Source organism: Gallibacterium genomosp. 1, from assembly GCF_000771875.1.
Lineage (GTDB): Bacteria > Pseudomonadota > Gammaproteobacteria > Enterobacterales > Pasteurellaceae > Gallibacterium.
The window spans coordinates 40,619-57,776 of sequence record NZ_JPXX01000029.1 but is presented as its reverse complement, the minus strand read 5'-3'; the positions used below and the strand labels follow the sequence as shown (position 1 = coordinate 57,776).

The window sequence follows — 17,158 nt, the reverse complement described above, 5'->3', positions numbered from 1 at the left end:
TGGTAAAAAACAGACCTGCTGCACAATTTCAGCAGCACTGTTTTTTTGAGGAAAAGAACAAATCGGAAAGGATAAGGTTTAAGACCCTTTTTAAATCTTTTTAAATCGCTTTTAATTTTTTTTAAAAAATTTTGAATGATTAAATTGTACTGGTAAGACTAAAAACGCCGCTATGGGCGTTTTAGACGGCTTTAAAGCAATTTCCGGAAATAGGCTTGAATATCGTCAATAATCTCCTTTTCATCTGCTTCGGTTAATTGCATAAACGGACGAGCAGGAATAGCCACCTGTTTTTTCTGTACCCAATTATCGCCAACCTTAAATTTCAGGTATTTTGCTCGCTTTGCTTTGACTGTGCCGCCAAAGTGATGCAGTGCGGCATAAGGCAGATTAGTGCCAACCATTGCATAATCATTGTCCCAACGAGCATTAATGCTATTGCGTAATTCGCCGCTATCAATTAACGGTTTACCTTGTCTTGCTTTTAGCCCTAACCATTTCGGACGACCACCTGCCGCAAAATTGCGATCAACGGCGGTTTGCATTGTGCCGGCAATTTGCCGCATTAACGGGGCTTTATAAACTACGCCTTGACTCAATGCGGTTAATTGTTTGAGGAGTTGTTCAACATTATTGACTTCTATTTTAATCATAGTAATATCCCTTCTAGCCACCGGAAAAGCGATGATAATCTCGACGATCGCAAACGAACGGTTGAAAGAGTACCGGGGATTGTGTGCAGGTGATTTCGAGCCCTGCCCGGTGGTTCTATTTTATTGTTTTATATTGTTTTCTAAATTTTTTTAATTCTTTCTCATTAGTAATACGAAAACTCTCAGCAAACAACTCATTATAATTTTTCAAATGTTTCACTACTACCATATGCCAATGTTCAGCTATATATTTGAAAAAATATATTTTACTTAAAGCCTCATTAGAATCTGATTTCAATATAACATCAGGCTCATAAATTAAATCCGGTAACATTGCATAAATATCAACATCAAAATCCTGTCCTTCACGACTATTAAACTGTTTAATTAAAGTGGCATCAGAAAGCCATACCGTAGCAGTTTTGCTTCCTAGTCTAGCTTTATCTGTCACATTCAACATCCCTGCTGAAAATTTATACTCAAGTCGCAAATGGTTACTGATTTGTTGTATTTGGGTATTTGTTAATTTCCCACTAAAATTCAAATCTGTTTTTAGCTGTCGATATTCTTTTTCAAGCTGTTGATAACCCAACTTAAAACTCTCCCCACTCATTTCCCGTTTGGCAAATTGATAGGCTAAGGCTTCGGGGTAATTATCCAAATTCGGTTTATACACACTGCGTCCGGCGTGATAATCAAAACCTTTGTCGGCAGTAAACAGCTGATCGCCGAGTTTCACGCCGGTGGTGCGGTAACCTGTTTTTTCATTAACATAGCTTTCTAATTCGGCGGTTTCTACCGTGAGATGTTCGCTGTCAAGTTGTCGTTGGCTTAAAGCAATCACCGAACAACGGCAGTTAAAACCGTTTGGCGGATAGAAAGTGTGCCAAAACGGATCATCATAACGATATATGCGTCCGTTTAAGTTGGCGTGACTTGGACGGGTACGACTGTCGCCGATGGCGGAATATTGCCAATAAGGACGGTCAATCGCATTATCACGCTGCTGTTGATAACGTTGTGCGGAATAAGCGGTTTGCACATTAGTGCGATAAATGGTATTAAGCCGCCACGGTGTACCGAACACCTCTCCGGTTTTAGGGTCGGCAATATAAGTATCTTGCTTACGCCCGACTTTTTCCGTTTGTAGCCACCCTTTTTTCGCGAGATGACCAAGCAAGTCTTTGCGCCACTGCCCAAAGGCTTTCCCCTCCGCCTTGGCGTCGGCTAATGATTGATAGATATCTTGCATCATCTCAAGACAGGTGAGATTCGCAATTTTCGCCGCTCGTCCTCTCGCACTTAATTGCAACTCGTCAACATCAACACCATTTAAAAACAGCCGTTTTTGTTTTAAAAATTCAATCGCTTTTTCAGGGGGAAGACCAAAAGCAAAATTAATGTCCGACACTGTGCGCTCCTAATAATTCCGACAAAAAGATCGCTTTTGTGAGGTAATCTTGATGTTGTTGGCTGTTTAAGTTCGGGTAGAGTTGTGTTAATGCTTCAAAAGCTGCTTCATAACTTTCTGCTTTTTGCAATACACCAACCACTTGTTTGACTATTGGGTCAAGCTGTGCGTTAAAATCAATATCTGCCAGAGCCTTATCCAGCTCACTATCCAGTAGTTGTTGTTCATTATCTGCCGCTGACAATGCAATCCCTTGTTGACAACCACAACGACATCCTGCCGGATGTGCCGATAATGCGTTTTGCGCTGTTTTTAAATCAGGTTTAAACTCGGTTTTAATTGCGGTTAAAATCGTTTCATTTTCTTCTGGCTCCGGAATGCCGAGTTTATCTCTCACCCATTGTTCCGGGATTTTCACCCCAACCTCCACTAATTTTGGCAACGCTTCGGCATATTTTGTTAAATCTTCGACTTCTTTGGTATCAAACTCAAAATACGGTATCCGCATCGGGTCGATATTCGGATTAATGTTAATCTGCAAATACGGCAGGATAATTTGCTGTGTGATAGTTTGTGCAAGTTGTTTGGCATCGGATACCAACAAATCACGACGTACTTGGTTATGCACTTGCCCGAGTGCATTGGTGCTGCTTTTGCCGTCCGCACCGGAGGTTAAAGTTTGCCCCAAAATCAAACGAGCAATGGATTTTTCGCACCAGTCGACCATTTGCAAAAATGGATTGTTTCCTTGACTGACGCCATTGGCAACATTATGCAATTCCACCGCCATTGACTCCGGCATAATACCGGCGGCGTTATGTCCAATTTGTGCTAATGCTCTCAGCAAAGTGCGTTTTTCTGCTTCGGTTGCCCCAGCACCATATTTACCGATGCGGATTGGCATACCGTAGAGTTCTAGAAATTCGGCAAAGTCGTGGACGGAATAATGTTTAAACATATAAAGCCACGCCAACGTGCGATAAAGCCCCACGCGAGCTAATTGAGTCGAGCGTGATTTATGGGTATGCACAATCCATTTATAGGGTTGTAATGGTTCTCCCTCAAAATTAGTTGGCGTTTTGAGCAATAAGGTATCGTCTTTGTCGAGTTTAAACCACGATTGAGGGCGGTGGATAAAGCGTTTCGGTAGCCATTTGCCATTGATAAACTGCCAATCAATTTCCAACGCCACAAAACCGTGTCCAACTGCATCCATTAAATCCATTACCAAATCTTCAAAATTGGTTATCTGGTAAAAGAGTTCGTCAATCTCTTGCTGTAATGCTTCTTCTTGCGGTGTGGCATTGCGAGGTTCGGCGATGTGCCAGTCAAAGGTGAGTACCGCACGTTTGCGAGTGGCAATGTTGGCAGCAATATCGCTGTCCCGTTCTTCAATATCGACGAAAAGCTCGTGTTGTTCTTTCAGATCACCGTTTTCCGCTGCCTCAAAGATAGCCCGCATTTTTGTTGGGGTAATTTTGTTACTTGGGTGGTCAGCAATAATCCGACCGGTTTCGGTTATTCGTGCCGTTTGTAGTGCGGTATCTAAATTTTTCTGTTGTAGTAATTTTTGCTGTTGCCGTTGTTTATGCTTTTTCTTTGCCATTATTAACTCCGCCAAATACTGTATAAATCTTCGTCCTGTTCATCAAAATCGCTGTCAATATCGCTCTCTTGCAAACTGTGCCACTCAATCGGTGTTGAATTGGTCAGTGCATTCCGCCACAACATTTCCAACGCATCCGGGCCGTCATCGTGATCCGCTTTCGGGAAATGGCGTAACTGCGAAATCAACGTTGACTGTGATTGATGCAGTAAAATTAAGCCGTTTGCGATATGCGGTTGCAGACTTTCAATGCGTAACATCTTATCCGTGTTTGGTTTTACGGCGGTCGCGGGGACAGGGCAATGACGCTGGGCTGAACGTTTTACCAGCTCATCCTTAAAAAATTCCTGAAATTGTACCGTTTCGACAAACCAGCGTTTACATTGATACTGTTGTTGTAGCCTGATCACATCCTCAATCATTAAATCAGGTAAGCGTTTTTTGACTTGTGCCTCAACTACATACAATTTGCCGGTTGGACGATGATAACCACCCACTAAAATCGCGGACGGGTCACGGCTTGCTCCCGCTTTACCCATTGACGGATCAAGTGAGCCGTAATAAATTAAATTGTCCGGTAATGTGGTCCAATACTGGATACTATTTGCAAATATTGCGTCATCACTGCTGATTGGGTCATTTTGATATTCGCTATCAAACGTGCTGTGTCCGTCTCTGGCACGGATTTTCATTAGCGTGAGCAGTGGACGAGCAGCCCAAGAGATTTCCGAGCCTGCATCCATTTCAGCTTTATTCGCAAGATAAAACGCATCGGCAACCGCTTCGCCTTCATTGAGATAAAAGGCTTCCCACTTATCCCACAACGCCATATTGTCCGGTAGGCTAATTAACGCTTTAAATTTGGCGGTATGCCACGCTTTACTCGCAAGGGTACGATTCAGCACGCTGTCGTAGTGCAAGATGGTGCCAATGTAAACAATGTCTAGCTTCCCGTCAGCAGAGCCAAGCGGTAATACGGTCTTTTTTAACCAGTTGTGCAATTTGTCCCGCTGGTCAGGACTGCGAACTTGTTCATCATTCTCAATATCATCAAGTACAACCAAGTCTGGACGATACGCCCCATGGCGTAAGCCCCGTAATTTTTTGCCCGACCCAGCCACTTGGATTTTTTGATTGGCGTTGGTGATAATGGTTGCCGCTTGCCACACCCGTCCTTGCCCTGCCACTTCGGGAAAATCAATGCGTAAGCGTTGGTTAAATTCAAGCTCGACCTTAATCGCCTCAAGCATGGGGTAGGCTTGGTCGATACTGTCCATCACGATTAAGCAATAACGTTTTTGTTGCGTAATCAGACAGTAGAGCGTAAATAATTGTGAGACTAACGTCGATTTTGCTTCACCCCGCGGTGCGGCAATCGCATCTAAACAGCTTTTTGACTGCTGTAAGATTTGCGGTAAACGGGCAAATAAATAGCGGTGCAACTGTGATTTTGAGGTAGAACGTACATAATGCGGAAAATAGTGGCTCACAAAATAATCATAGCCCTGTTCTTTATCCAATACCTTAGCCCGCCGTTCTGCGACAGCTTTCGGATTATCATCCCAACCGTCAAACGAGGCTTCGAGTTTCTGGCGTAAACTATCCGCATACGCGGCTAACTCTTTGATAAATTCTTTGCTTTTCATCAATCACTCACCAAGACAGCTAATAATACCCACCAACCCCACGCACCACCATCACGGGCAGAGAGACAGGCTAAAATTACACAAATAAAGGTCAATAAATTCACTATTTAAATTCCTTATTGAGGACTTGACCGAATGCATCCAGTAATTCAACAAACTCACTTAATAGTTGTGGTTTGTTGACTTGGATAAATTCACCTAATAACTCAACCGTTTTAAGTGCAACGGCTAACTCGGAGACTTCGGGTAAAATTCGTTTGCTTGCGGCGGTCATTTTGGTAAAGCTATCGCCTAAGCCGCTTAATAACTCCGCTTTTTCAGACGGTGGCAACTCGGATTTCTCCAACTCGTCCATCACGCTCGAAAAATGCAACACAAAACGGGTGAGCATTCCTTTCGCAACTTCTTCGATTTTGCCGCCGGCGATGGATTGTGCATCACGTACCTTGTCCCAATCATCGCCCATTACTTCAGCTTGTTTTTTCCAACGGCGTGCGGTTGGAAAAGAAACACCGGCTTTTTCCGCCGCCTGTTCCAACGTTAAGTAGTCAAACACATAATAACGGCGGACAAATGCCTTAGTTTGTGCATCGTGCGCCATTATTAGCCTCCAAATTTTGCTTTAATTAACTCAATCCCGACGGTCACAATCGCACCACCTAAACCGCCGGCGACAAAGGCTTTGGTGGTCACTTTGCCGACCTGCATTTCAAGCGAGGATAAGCGGTGGTCGATGTTATCAACGCGCTCACCAATCCGGTCAATTTTGCGGTTGGCTTCCTTGCTCAAATCCAGTAATTCGTCCAATTTGGCATTTGTATTTTGCTGCATTAACCGTTTTTGCATTCTTGCTGACATTATTTATCCACCTTTTTATCCAATTTGTGATTCATTGCTTTAAGCTCATCCCTGATTTCTGCCAAAATGCTATCCGTGTGTGTAGACTGCACTTTCGCCAACTCTTTGGTTTGATATTGATTGCGGATATCTTTGCACTCACTTTTTAGCTCTTTGAGTTCCTCTTTGACCGAGCGTAGCCAAAACCCTACAAAGGTAACCGCAATCGACACCACGCCGTTAAAGACCCATTCGCCGCTAATTTGCAGATCCATTTTGCCCTCCACACACCCGCTCGTAAGTGAGGTTATGATTTAACACTTGGCGTTTGGTATCGTCTGTGTCTTTACGGCTTGGATAGATCAAACCAAACGAGGCGCAGCCGCTAATCCTCACGATACCAGCCTTTTGACTGCAACTGCTCATCAACGCCGTGAGCAGTAAGACGGCGGTTAGCTTGCTCAATCTTTTTACGTTGTTCTGCATTGTCTAATTCCTCCGCAATCGCTTTGGCTTCGGCTTGTACTTGTTCGATCTGTTTTGCTTGTTCTGCGATTTTTTTACCCTGCCAGCGGGCGTGCAGATAACCGACCACAAATGCAGCGACAAAAACAGCTAATGCGTAAAGTTGCCACATTAATTACCCCCTTTATTTTTAATCGCATTGGCAAACCCTTTAGTCGCCACGCCCCCGCCACAAAAAATGGCGAAAGTCATAAAGAGTTCGGGCGTGTAACTGCGGTCGAGATAGACGCAATAAGTCAGGACGCCCGCCATTAATACCGCACCAAAAAACTGGATAAAGGCGGTGGTGCTTAGGCGACCGTTATCGTTAGTGATTAATTCCGTCAGTTTCATTTTTTGCTACCTCGCTTTTTGAGCTGCCGACGTTGATAGCACCACCGGATTTCATCTACAAGATAAGCCCCAATCGCTTTGCCAACCTCAAAACAAATGCCGATTATCAATACAGTCAAAATGATAGATAATGTATTAATCGTCATCGTCACTCCTTAAATAGATGGTCTGGGTTAATCACTTGCTCACTATCAAGCCAGCTCCAAACATCAAAACAAGGGCAGTCTTTAATCCACTCATTTGACGTAATCTTGCCATCTCCATTGAGATCTGGACTTAAGTCACGATGTCCGCAGATTTTTGCACGCGGGAATTTGGCTTCTAACTCACGCAATAAGCGGTGCAATGCTTGCCACTGTTTGGTGGTGTAGCGTCCGTAATTTTTGCCGTCGATGGTGACGCCGCCAACTAAGCAAATGCCGATTGAGCCGGCGTTATGCCCTTTGACGTGTGCGCCGATTTCACCGATTTGACGACCGGTTTCGACGGTACCATCAACATCAATCACAAAGTGATAGCCGATGTGTTGCAAATGTGAGTTAAACATAGGCGGATTGGCACGACGTTTAAAACCACGTTTGGCGTGCCAACCATCAATGACTTGTGCGGCAGTCTGTGTTTTGGTACGCAGTGATTTGCCGTTTTGTGTGGCACTGCAATGCACCACAATTAATGAGATTGGAAAAGACATAAAAAATACCTCAACTGATTAATCGTTAAGGTATTTTCTGACAAAAACAGAGGAGAGGACCGGCGCGGTATTTCAGCACCGTACTAAAACAAATCTTGTTGATAGGCTTGCTGCCAATGCCCTTTTAAAATCTGCCAGCCGGTGCGGTCAGTGATATTATATTTTGGACAGAGTTGCACCATTGCCATTCTGCCGCTCACTCCGCTATCCACCAGACAGTCATATTCCGCTTTAAATTGCATATTACGCAATAACCGCAAGGCAACATCACAGCGGGGGATATAAACGGATTCAGTGCGAAAAAAATCACGCATTTTATTGGCGACATTTTCATTTATGGTTTCTTTGATTAATTTATAGTAGCGTGCTTTATCCATAAAATAGAGCCGTGTGCCACCAAATTTGTCGATCACTTGTTGTGTGTCGGCGAAACCCAGCACATCAATCATCTCCAGCACCACTTCCGGCAAGCAGTGACGCACATCATTAAGTGTTAGTTGATCCATTTAAGCCCTCCTAAGATGTTGTTTGGAGGCTATTAAAACATAGGATTTCCTAAAAACTCACTTTTAGACTTTTTTAATAGACAGAAAAAATCCCAGCTTTATGCTGGGATTAAATGTTAATTTGATTTAGCTTTTAATACTGTAGGCAAAAGTTGTAAGGTGGTTTTCCAAGCTTGTTCAGCATCACTTGGTGATAATGCCTTACAATCTACATACTCATTGCTATAATCACCAGCATCTGTTTCGCCTTGGTTTACTATTAAAATTATTTTACGCAATGCGCACCCTGCAATCGGATTTTTATCGTGTCCGAAAGAACCATTTTTCATCGCAAACGCTACATTTCTTAAGGTTTGATAATCTCCTTGCAATGCTTTTGTTAATTCATTTTTTGCCTCATCTGTCATTGCAAAAACAGACGATGAAAGCATACTACATAGCATTACAAATATTAATTTTTTCATATTATCTCCACTAAAAAGGCTTCAACCGAGCCTTTAATTTATACTTATGCAAAATAAATTACAACTTGTTCTTACGGTCATACACCGACAACATTTGGATCACTTTTTTCAACTGCCAAACAGTCAGCCATTGCACTTGGTCGATGTTAAATGCCCGTTTTGCTATGCCGTCTGCATATTGTGGCGGTAAGTGATGTTTCGCCAATAGTGCGGTAATTTTGGCAAGATAGAGCTTTTTATCCGCCTTTGGGCTGGGGCGATTTTGCCAAAACGGCAGTTGTACTTTTGCTCCCATTTTTGCCATTGTTTGTAATACGTTGTGCAAATCCGTTTGATCCATTTCGTTACAGCTGTTTTTGTTTACGGTGTTTTGCAAAAACAGGCGATAGGTTGCTTCGTCCATTTTGAGTTGTGTTTTGCCGATATGTACCAACGCTATCAGCCGTTTACGGTAAGCATTATTCAACATTGATTGCTCCTTTTAGTTTTGCAAACATTTTCGCCAGTTGTTCTCGCCGTGCCGGGGTGAGCGGTTTTGGCTCTGGTGGCGGTAATTCCGCTATTTTTCGGTTGGGCAGACGGTCTAAGAGCATTTTCGGGGCGGGGAAACGCTCACATTCTGCACATAACCGCATAAACGCCTGTTCAATTCGCCATTTATCCTCTTTTTCTTGCCAGCCGCCATAAAGGCGTTGGCTTAAAATCACCTGCACCCACACTTCTGCCGTAGCCTTGATCATCTCTTCGGGCGGTTGGTTGGCAAGGCGTAACACCACCAATTTTCCCAACCCTTGAGCTACGGTTCGTTTTAGCCATTTTTCGTCAGCCATTGGCAAACTCCGCTAAATTTTGCAAGGCTTTGCCGGTTTTGCTGCTAAATGGTCGCGATGCGGATTGGTTATTTATTTGTCCGTTCATCATATTGTTGCTGTTTTTTGGTTGCCATTTGGTCATTACCTCATAGAGATAGCCGTGTGAGGTCAGCGGACGTTTGATATTATGGCGACTGTTCAGCACAATGGTTAAGCCGTCAATCCAGCATTCAAGCGGGGCGTTATAGCTCTGTCCATTGCGGTAAAATTGTCCGGTTTGCACTTCGCTAACCAACTCACTGAGTAGTTTCGCTAAGCGATCCATTGTGAGTGCGGATTTTTCAGGGCGGAATAGGGCTAAATATTGCACTGCTAAGCGTCCAAACTCACCATTGAGCGATAAGGCATTCATCACCGCAAGGCTCGCTTGCTCGTGTTGCAACAACACATCTAACGACAACACCGCCCCGCACGCAGGGCATTTACATTTCATTTTTAAACTCCTTTTAAAACGGGGTTAAAACACATTATTCCGCCCTCTGAACCAAAGGGCGGTAAATGGGTTCTAAATTTACCCACCAAGTCTTGGGCAAGGACATTCCCAAGTATAATCATCAAATTCAATACACTTACTTAACGTTACCTTGCCTTTTACCACCTCTAGTTCCTGATTAAATGGCATTCCTCCTTCAAAGCCATAAAAACGGAAATCAACGTTAAAACGTGTACTTAACTCAATTAGTTCAGATTCTCCTAATCTCCACGCCGCAATGATAGGGATAACGAACACGTAATTTTCAGATGATCTACGCCCCCCAATCACTCCATCTGAGTTATCACAATAAACTCGCCCTGCACCTTTAATGATTTGTCCTCTAATATTTTCAACCTCTAAATAGTTAGAGTCACCCCCTAGTACGGTACAGCCTTCAATACATTCAGTTAAAAATTGAGCAATATTTTCAACTTTACCTCTGATTTTTAAATCACCTACGCACCAATTTGGCATATTATTTACTCCTTATTTCTCTCTGTTATATCAACCACTTGCATAACTGCTTCAACCACCTCATCAGCAAATAAAACCCGCACTTTATCTTTATCATATTTAGATTGGATATAAACCGTTTTGATAAAAGCTAATACAGCAGTATCAAAATCATTTTTTAGATCAATGTTATGTTTCATTTGCTTTCCCCTGTTTATGAGCGTTAATACAATTCCTTTTCCAATAACTTTATCTTTCGCAAAAGTTCATTTCTCTGTGTTAGCAATCCAAAAAGCAATCCTTGGATATATTCGTTTGCTTCGTTTTTTTCTGACGCGGAAAAAGCCAGTTGCCAGTCCTCATTTTCCCCTTCAAACTTCACGCTTGCAGTAGCCGTAACGGTTTGCATCTCTTGGCTAAACTTCTCAAAAAAATGGGATAAAATAGGCAATGCGTAAATGCAATCTTTCATCAATTTCCTAATCGTAAAATTTAGCTTTTTGGGTGCTTCTGATAACATTTTCCCTTGCTCGATAGACCACTGAATACCTATTTCAGCTGTCTCATCATCACGAAAATCAAAGGTTGCCGTTAAAACTAAGGTAAAGGATTTCATTTTTATTCCCCTTTCATTTGATAAATTGGATATTCGCATCTAAGTAATCGATAACACGCTGTGGTTAAATTAAAGACATTAATGCTTTCAGCGGGGATTGTTCTCATACAAGTTCTTGTTTCATCGGTATAATCAAATGGTAGCCCTGCATTTTGCCAAAATGTAATTGCACTGATTACAACGGCTTTGACATCTGCGTTGATCACAAAAGCTTTACTATCTTTGCCTAATCTAGGTAATATTCTTCCTTGATTAACCAGTTGGTTAAGGCGTACTCTAAATTGGCTTTTACTTAATGTCGCACCAGCATAAAGGTTAGTGCGATGTAACAATGCGATCAGCTCAACATCATCATCTCTTAACTCATTAATGTCATAAGTGCCTAGCTTATGCCCCATATAGTGTATAACTGCATTTCGAGCAACCCTACCTAGTGTTTCATCCCAGATATACGCTAAAATCTCATCATCTGTTATTTTCATCTTTAGCCCCTTACTTGCCATCTTGCCTTTGGCAGTTGATTTTGCACCAGATCCAGATACACACCTGCGGCGATATAGTTGCCTGTGTTAATCGCTTGCATTGCTTGTTGCAGTTGTCCGATCATCACATTGAGCTTTAATGCTAGCTCGTTTTGTTTTTGTGTTGTCATAGTTCTTCAATCTCCACAATCTCGGCAATTTCGGTAATGTGATGAGGCATTGCGTTCAGATCTAGACAGCTTAAATCACATTCCGCTGCTTGCTCAATGCTTTCGGCTTCTACTGCGATTTCAATCACGCCATAGACTCTTACCAGGTATTTATTTATCATTACGCCCCCTTAAACGGTCTTGTTTTCATTCGGTTACAAAATTGGCTGCGGTTTAACGCCCATTTGCAGTTAATCTCTTTCTTAGCTAAACTTGACGCACGCTGCCAGTAAATTGCCGCTTCGCCGTAACTCCCTGCACGCTCTAGCATTGCCGCACTTTCGGCTGCTTCTTGATAAGTTTGTTGCATTTTTGCTCCTGTTTTGTAGTTAAAACACTTTATAAACACGCCTTAAATCGGCTTTAAAGCGTGTTGAAAAGGGCTTTATAATTTCGTTGTTAACCAACAGATCCAACCAATCAAAACTAAAATCCCAATCAAAAAAATTAAGATATTTACATCCATTTATTTCACCTCTTTACCATTAATAAATAATTTTCTGCCTGTGTGTTCTTTAATTTATAAGCAGCTCGAGCAGTAGCTTCAGCACTCTGCACAAGCTGTTCGACATTTTGACGCCCCCAGTCTTTTAAATTTCGGACTTCATACCATACAATCCAAAACAGGAACAAAATTGCATCAAGAAAACAAATAATGCCCACTTTAAAATTCATAATGAAAAAAGGGACTGACAGTACGCTAAACGTGAGAAATAATGCAGACATTACTTTTTCAAACGTAAAATATCGTTTAAACATCACTGCCCCCCTTGCTCAAATGGCGTAATCACAAAATCTTCAACACCTTTTTTAATTGTGATCCCTGTTACAGTGGCTGCAATGTCTGGCTCTGCTAACATTGCCTCTTTATTCGGCTCTTCTTTGGTGCGGATAAAGCGAGTTAAGCCTAACTGGCGTAAACGTTCTAAGACATCTTCCGCCTTGCGAATTAATACACTTGGTGGGCGTTGTCGCCATTGGACTTCCCCAGTATTAAACGAGCCCGTTTTTGTTTTGCCGTTGTTGGTGAGTTCAGCACGATTGGCTTCACACCAAATTTCAATCGCTTTTTGCAATGGCTTGATTTGCGCCTGTAAATCGGCAATTTGTGGTGCGTATTTTTCGGTAATTGCCGCCAGTTCATCATTTTGATGAGTGGCAACACGTTGTAATTCACGCTGTAAATCACCCACTTCTTTAATGGCGGTTTCGACTTCTTCACGCGTTGTGTAGCGCACGGTGTCGCTTTTTAGTCTGGTTTTTAGTGCCATCTTCTTTTCTCCTCGTTTTTTGTTACTGTCATTTGGTTATTTAATACCGCTCTCACTTCTACCCAGCCGGTAAATTTCTTCACTTCAAAATGGTGTATACCTTCTGTAAGCGCCTCAACTAGCGCCTCTGGGGAATTTGCTGCTTTTATTGCAAATAAATAACAATGCCGTTCAAATAATTTTTTGTTACTGCGGTAAATTTTTTTGATGTTTTCCTGCATTTTTAATCCTCAATTTTGATTGCAATTAATCTTGTGTTTTTGTCGCTATATTTTGCTAAGTAGTGTTTGTTGTTGATTTTGTAGATAAAATTACGTTTCACCCCCAGTTTTTGTGCCAATTCATCTGCTGTGCCGTCTGCTAAATTTTGCTCTCCCTTATAGACGGCATAAATTTTTTGACGGCGTGCCATAATTCCTCCTACCAATACACGCTCACACCGCTTTCGTTGGCGACATTCCACGTTTGCTCAATCCCTTTATATTTCGTTTTGACCTCAACACTTTTTGCTCTTAGCCGTTCGCTTGGGCAGAGGACAATCATTGTCGGGTAACGCCCTGTAGTGCTTTTAATGATTTTTACGCCCTCGCGTCTTAAGGCGTAGGCAACATTTAAAATGGCTTGTCTGGCTTGGTTTTTCGTCATTTTGTCCTCCTTAGTGGATTAACATATCGGCATAACTATTGATTAGGGTTTCATCGATTGGGCGTTGGTGCATTTCGGATAATCTAATAACCCCACGCATTAATTTGTTTAAGCGTCTGGCGTTGCCTTTGCTTGCTTTGTAGAGTTGGTCGTTAAATTGGGCTGTGCCGATGCCGCTTTCTGCCAGTTTGGCAATATCTTCTTCGTTGAGGGCATTGCCGAGATCAATCGCTAATGACACACGGCTGTAAAGCTGGGCTAATTCGCCATATTTACCCTTTAGATTTACGATAAGGCGAGGCATTCCGGCTAACACCACACCGCATTGGGTGAGATCATTGATACGGCGTAGATACTCTAGGCTTTTTGTGCTTAATAGCTCTGCCTCGTCTACAATCAACAGCCTACCTTGACATAATTTGCCTTTTATACGCTCAAACAATTCGTGATTTAAGCCGGTGTCATTCACCCCGATTTTTTGGCAGATTGTTTTTAGTAACACTTTTGGCGAGTAACTTGGCTCAACCTCAATCATTACCACATCGGGATTTTGTCTAACATAATCTTTTAATGCTTGTGTTTTACCCAGCCCCGCCGCACCGGTGATAACATTGATATCGCCATCGGTATGGGCAAAACGTGCGACGTCTTGACAGCATTGTGCGGCATAGGTCATCACAAATTTGCTGTTAAATTTGCGTTCAATCACTTTGTCTTTATGGCGTTCGAGCAGGCGTTTAACAGCATCATCTACCTCATCAGTGCGCCCCTGATAAGTGCCTTTTAGGTATTGGTTAATTACGGCAACGCTTTTACCGAGTGCTTTGGCAACTTGGGTTTGCGTTGCGCCTGTTTGCTCCATATAATGCAGTAATTGTTCTTTCATCTTGTAGTCCTTTTTGAGTTATACCAATTCAATAATGAGTTCTATTCCATCCAGCGTTAGCACTAATTGTTCACCTGGTTCTAATGTCATTAATCGTGCAATCATCGCTAATTTTAAAAATTCATCGCGTTTCGGTTCGTCAATCTGTTCTAAGCAATCAAGTAGTTCAGATAACACAGCAAGATATTTATAACGAGGTACACGCAATGCCGGCTCCCTTTTCTTCTCGTTTTTCATGCAATGTATTTTCATCTTTATGCTCCCATTGCTTTTTTGCGTTGATATTCAAGCTCGGACGGCAGTATTGCGACCCGTTCTTCGTTTTTCTGTTTTATGACTTGGTTTAAACTGTGCAATAAATCAGTACTTGGTTGATGTTCAATCGTAATAACTGGATTGGCTTCCGCTCTGATTTCATCGACTTGTTCTTGTTTAAGTTTCATTCGGCGTTGATGACGTTCTTTGCGAGCTTTATCCACAAACGTTTCAGCAAATGCGGCACGTTTATTACCGTTCCAGATAGCTTCACAAAGATAAGTGCCGTCTTGTTTGCGGATAATCACACTGTTTGCATCGTGTATATCAAACGCAACAACCACTTTTTCGCCGTCAACATCCAGCAATTTTTGACTAAAGTAATCGTTGTTAAAGAGTGATACCCAACCACGTTGTGCTACACGCAACACCTGCGGTCTAAACATATCGCGAGCTTCAATCGGCGTAACTCTAATAATGTCGTCATCATTTAATAACTGTTGACGTTTACGAGCGGGCGTCATACCGATTTCACGGTGGATATGCTCGTTGTTGTACCAATCCACCCCAATTTGCACCGCATCAATAAACTGTTGCCAAGTTGGCAATTTGCCTTTTGCCCACTGCTGTTTATCGGTTAATTCGGTTCGTCCATCTCTTAAAGCCTTGTCTAAACTAATGACAGCGGTTGAGGTTTTGCGTACTGTTTCACGGTCTGCTCCTGTGCCGTGATAAGTGGCAAATTGGCGAGCAATGCGTAACGCTAAAGTTTGGTTTACACGTTCAATAATCCCACGTGCTTGTGGATTGCCTGGTATCCCGGTTTGGTGATTAATCCCTAATCTCGGCAAAATCCCTGTAATGTCTGCATCTAACATCCAGTTTTTCTCACCACCACCGTTATCTGAGTAGTAAATTGCCGGGATACCGTGTTTTTCGACACCGTAGCGGATTGCGTCGGCTACCGCCAAACAGTTTTCAGCAAGCGATACCGACCAACCAACGATATAGCGACTTGCGGTATCCATTACTAAGGTTAATTCAGGGATAAATGGGCGACCGTGATCAGGATGAGCCACTTTCATTTTCATACTATGTCCATCACCCACCCATACGTCATTTGCTCTTAATACTGACCAGTCGCGTTTTACATAGATATTTAATGCACGTAATTCCGCGCCTGTTTTACGTCCGATTGCCCGCATATATGGGTTAAGTTTTTTCAATCCACGTCTTACAGCAGAGAGCGATGGCAAAATTTCAAGCATATAAGGTTGATCTGCATAATGTTCCGCCGCTTGCGAGATATATTGCGCATAGGCTTCGGCAATGTTGACACCGTTAGTATTACGGTACACAGCCAGGAAATCAGGCAACCAATACAGCTCGGCAAGCGTTTTTGCTTGTCGTTGTGCCGGTGCAAGTTTTTCTAGGCGTTCTACCGCATTATTACTGTTATCGTAATCAAGCACCCATTGGTTAAGTGTTCTTGCCGATAATGTGCGTTGACTGTTGCCATTTTTATTTCTTGCATTGGCAGTTGTAATTAAGTTTTGGATGTGAGCTGGTAAATTTCCGGCTTTTGCTTGTTCGCAAAAATAGGCAATCGCTTTATACCGAGGCATTGCTTTTTCCAATTCCTGTACATAAATGACGATTGCCATTCTGGCATCAGCAATTTCCCTTTGTTTGTCAGTTAAGGTATCTACATTAACTTTTACTTTGACAGCTGTTGGCTTTTTGTTGACAACAACTCTTGCAAATTTATCTTTTATTTCGTTCTGCGTATCTTGGGGTAGCGATGATAATTTATACTCATATCCACCACCTCGACCGCTTCTTTTTCTTTTCGCCCACTGTTCACGCTGAGCTTTGCTGATAATATTTTTTGCTGCACTCGGTAAACTTTTAAGATTAAAGCAGGTAAGCTCTTTGACCGAGTAAAACTCTTTTAAGGTTAATACACTCATAAAAATAACTCTTTTCTAAACTTAAAAGCTGGTTTATTATCTATTGATTTTTAGTGTTGGTCTGAATCGGCGTCTCGCGTATCGTTCCGTCCAGATTATTTCCGGATCAACACCTATGGCGCTTGCAATAACGACCTCCATTTTTGGATAAGACTTGTCTAAGGCAGAACGTAATGTGCTGTAACTGACACCAGTTTCTTTTGCTAATGATCTTAGTGTCCAGCCTTTTTTTCGCAGCGCATAAACAATGTCCGCTTTATCCCAGTCGTGAGCGGTTTTTTTTAAACTTTCTAATACGATCATTTAATACACCTTTTTTGTACATCCGATATGTGTATTAAACCGTAAAAGA

At 42.3% G+C, this 17,158-nt stretch carries 32 protein-coding genes; all 32 read right to left on the bottom strand.

Features of this window, described 5'->3' with window-relative positions; all coding sequences use genetic code 11:
* Positions 1-191 precede the first annotated feature (191 nt).
* Positions 192-653, bottom strand: coding sequence for a phage virion morphogenesis protein (locus JP36_RS09970; RefSeq protein ID WP_039174311.1), 462 nt, complete (start codon positions 651-653; stop codon positions 192-194).
* Positions 654-768: 115 nt separating this feature from the next.
* The gene (locus JP36_RS11420; RefSeq protein WP_039174309.1) at positions 769-2,064 is read right to left on the bottom strand and encodes a phage minor head protein; all 1,296 of its coding nucleotides are present in this window, start codon (positions 2,062-2,064) and stop codon (positions 769-771) included.
* Complete coding sequence (locus JP36_RS09960; protein WP_039174307.1) at positions 2,051-3,670, bottom strand: DUF935 domain-containing protein; 1,620 nt, start codon at positions 3,668-3,670, stop codon at positions 2,051-2,053. The genes JP36_RS11420 and JP36_RS09960 overlap by 14 nt, the downstream gene beginning before the upstream one ends.
* Positions 3,671-3,672: 2 nt before the next feature.
* Positions 3,673-5,316, bottom strand: a complete 1,644-nt coding sequence (gene terL, locus JP36_RS09955) for a phage terminase large subunit (RefSeq protein ID WP_039174306.1) — start codon at positions 5,314-5,316, stop codon at positions 3,673-3,675.
* Positions 5,317-5,419: 103 nt separating this feature from the next.
* The gene (locus JP36_RS09950; protein ID WP_039174304.1) at positions 5,420-5,917 is read right to left on the bottom strand and encodes a DUF1804 family protein; all 498 of its coding nucleotides are present in this window, start codon (positions 5,915-5,917) and stop codon (positions 5,420-5,422) included.
* Positions 5,918-5,919: 2 nt separating this feature from the next.
* Positions 5,920-6,174, bottom strand: a complete 255-nt coding sequence (locus tag JP36_RS09945; RefSeq protein ID WP_039174302.1) for a hypothetical protein — start codon at positions 6,172-6,174, stop codon at positions 5,920-5,922.
* On the bottom strand, positions 6,174-6,428 hold the full coding sequence (locus tag JP36_RS09940; protein ID WP_039174300.1) for a hypothetical protein: 255 nt from the start codon (positions 6,426-6,428) through the stop codon (positions 6,174-6,176). The genes JP36_RS09945 and JP36_RS09940 overlap by 1 nt, the downstream gene beginning before the upstream one ends.
* Positions 6,429-6,538: 110 nt before the next feature.
* The gene (locus tag JP36_RS09930) at positions 6,539-6,790 is read right to left on the bottom strand and encodes a DUF2681 domain-containing protein (protein WP_039174296.1); all 252 of its coding nucleotides are present in this window, start codon (positions 6,788-6,790) and stop codon (positions 6,539-6,541) included.
* Complete coding sequence (locus JP36_RS09925) at positions 6,790-7,011, bottom strand: DUF2644 domain-containing protein (RefSeq protein WP_039174294.1); 222 nt, start codon at positions 7,009-7,011, stop codon at positions 6,790-6,792. Before JP36_RS09925 ends, JP36_RS09930 begins: the two co-directional genes overlap by 1 nt.
* The gene (locus JP36_RS11570) at positions 7,008-7,157 is read right to left on the bottom strand and encodes a hypothetical protein (RefSeq protein WP_156106941.1); all 150 of its coding nucleotides are present in this window, start codon (positions 7,155-7,157) and stop codon (positions 7,008-7,010) included. The genes JP36_RS09925 and JP36_RS11570 overlap by 4 nt, the downstream gene beginning before the upstream one ends.
* A 2-nt stretch (positions 7,158-7,159) precedes the next feature.
* Positions 7,160-7,702 (bottom strand): N-acetylmuramoyl-L-alanine amidase, encoded by a 543-nt coding sequence (locus tag JP36_RS09920; protein ID WP_039174292.1) that lies wholly within the window; start codon positions 7,700-7,702, stop codon positions 7,160-7,162.
* 83 nt (positions 7,703-7,785) lie between these two features.
* Positions 7,786-8,208, bottom strand: a complete 423-nt coding sequence (locus JP36_RS09915) for a Mor transcription activator family protein (protein ID WP_039088584.1) — start codon at positions 8,206-8,208, stop codon at positions 7,786-7,788.
* A 116-nt stretch (positions 8,209-8,324) separates the two neighbouring features.
* A complete protein-coding gene (locus JP36_RS09910; RefSeq protein ID WP_039174290.1) occupies positions 8,325-8,672 on the bottom strand; it encodes a hypothetical protein in 348 nt (115 codons plus the stop codon).
* A 58-nt stretch (positions 8,673-8,730) separates the two neighbouring features.
* Positions 8,731-9,141 carry a gp16 family protein gene (locus tag JP36_RS09905; protein ID WP_039174288.1) on the bottom strand — a complete coding sequence of 137 codons (411 nt, stop codon included), beginning with the start codon at positions 9,139-9,141 and terminating at the stop codon, positions 8,731-8,733.
* Positions 9,131-9,502 (bottom strand): hypothetical protein, encoded by a 372-nt coding sequence (locus JP36_RS09900; protein WP_039174287.1) that lies wholly within the window; start codon positions 9,500-9,502, stop codon positions 9,131-9,133. Before JP36_RS09900 ends, JP36_RS09905 begins: the two co-directional genes overlap by 11 nt.
* Entirely contained in the window at positions 9,495-9,977 is a 483-nt protein-coding gene (locus tag JP36_RS09895; protein ID WP_039174285.1) for a hypothetical protein, read from the bottom strand. The genes JP36_RS09900 and JP36_RS09895 overlap by 8 nt, the downstream gene beginning before the upstream one ends.
* A gap of 78 nt (positions 9,978-10,055) precedes the next feature.
* Positions 10,056-10,493 carry a hypothetical protein gene (locus JP36_RS09890; protein WP_039174283.1) on the bottom strand — a complete coding sequence of 146 codons (438 nt, stop codon included), beginning with the start codon at positions 10,491-10,493 and terminating at the stop codon, positions 10,056-10,058.
* A 5-nt stretch (positions 10,494-10,498) separates the two neighbouring features.
* Complete coding sequence (locus tag JP36_RS11565; RefSeq protein WP_156106940.1) at positions 10,499-10,672, bottom strand: hypothetical protein; 174 nt, start codon at positions 10,670-10,672, stop codon at positions 10,499-10,501.
* A gap of 23 nt (positions 10,673-10,695) precedes the next feature.
* A complete protein-coding gene (locus JP36_RS09885; protein WP_039174280.1) occupies positions 10,696-11,088 on the bottom strand; it encodes a hypothetical protein in 393 nt (130 codons plus the stop codon).
* A gap of 2 nt (positions 11,089-11,090) precedes the next feature.
* Positions 11,091-11,570: a hypothetical protein gene (locus JP36_RS09880; protein WP_039174278.1), complete on the bottom strand. Its 480-nt coding sequence runs from the start codon at positions 11,568-11,570 to the stop codon at positions 11,091-11,093.
* A 2-nt stretch (positions 11,571-11,572) separates the two neighbouring features.
* Positions 11,573-11,740, bottom strand: a complete 168-nt coding sequence (locus JP36_RS11645) for a hypothetical protein (protein WP_167332841.1) — start codon at positions 11,738-11,740, stop codon at positions 11,573-11,575.
* Positions 11,737-11,901 (bottom strand): hypothetical protein, encoded by a 165-nt coding sequence (locus tag JP36_RS11640; RefSeq protein ID WP_167332840.1) that lies wholly within the window; start codon positions 11,899-11,901, stop codon positions 11,737-11,739. Before JP36_RS11640 ends, JP36_RS11645 begins: the two co-directional genes overlap by 4 nt.
* Positions 11,901-12,089 (bottom strand): ANR family transcriptional regulator, encoded by a 189-nt coding sequence (locus tag JP36_RS09875; protein WP_039174276.1) that lies wholly within the window; start codon positions 12,087-12,089, stop codon positions 11,901-11,903. Before JP36_RS09875 ends, JP36_RS11640 begins: the two co-directional genes overlap by 1 nt.
* Positions 12,090-12,250: 161 nt before the next feature.
* The gene (locus tag JP36_RS09870; RefSeq protein WP_039174273.1) at positions 12,251-12,538 is read right to left on the bottom strand and encodes a hypothetical protein; all 288 of its coding nucleotides are present in this window, start codon (positions 12,536-12,538) and stop codon (positions 12,251-12,253) included.
* Positions 12,538-13,050, bottom strand: a complete 513-nt coding sequence (locus JP36_RS09865; RefSeq protein WP_039174271.1) for a host-nuclease inhibitor Gam family protein — start codon at positions 13,048-13,050, stop codon at positions 12,538-12,540. The genes JP36_RS09870 and JP36_RS09865 overlap by 1 nt, the downstream gene beginning before the upstream one ends.
* Entirely contained in the window at positions 13,041-13,271 is a 231-nt protein-coding gene (locus JP36_RS09860) for a hypothetical protein (protein ID WP_039174269.1), read from the bottom strand. The genes JP36_RS09865 and JP36_RS09860 overlap by 10 nt, the downstream gene beginning before the upstream one ends.
* 2 nt (positions 13,272-13,273) lie before the next feature.
* Complete coding sequence (locus JP36_RS09855; RefSeq protein ID WP_039088602.1) at positions 13,274-13,462, bottom strand: hypothetical protein; 189 nt, start codon at positions 13,460-13,462, stop codon at positions 13,274-13,276.
* 8 nt (positions 13,463-13,470) lie between these two features.
* Positions 13,471-13,695, bottom strand: coding sequence for a hypothetical protein (locus JP36_RS09850; RefSeq protein WP_039174267.1), 225 nt, complete (start codon positions 13,693-13,695; stop codon positions 13,471-13,473).
* Between the two features lie 10 nt (positions 13,696-13,705).
* Positions 13,706-14,581, bottom strand: a complete 876-nt coding sequence (locus JP36_RS09845) for an AAA family ATPase (protein ID WP_039174264.1) — start codon at positions 14,579-14,581, stop codon at positions 13,706-13,708.
* 18 nt (positions 14,582-14,599) lie between these two features.
* Positions 14,600-14,833, bottom strand: a complete 234-nt coding sequence (locus tag JP36_RS09840; protein WP_039174262.1) for a hypothetical protein — start codon at positions 14,831-14,833, stop codon at positions 14,600-14,602.
* A 2-nt stretch (positions 14,834-14,835) separates the two neighbouring features.
* Positions 14,836-16,806: a Mu transposase C-terminal domain-containing protein gene (locus JP36_RS09835; protein WP_039174261.1), complete on the bottom strand. Its 1,971-nt coding sequence runs from the start codon at positions 16,804-16,806 to the stop codon at positions 14,836-14,838.
* Between the two features lie 36 nt (positions 16,807-16,842).
* Entirely contained in the window at positions 16,843-17,109 is a 267-nt protein-coding gene (locus tag JP36_RS09830; protein WP_039174260.1) for a helix-turn-helix domain-containing protein, read from the bottom strand.
* Positions 17,110-17,158: the final 49 nt, after the last annotated feature.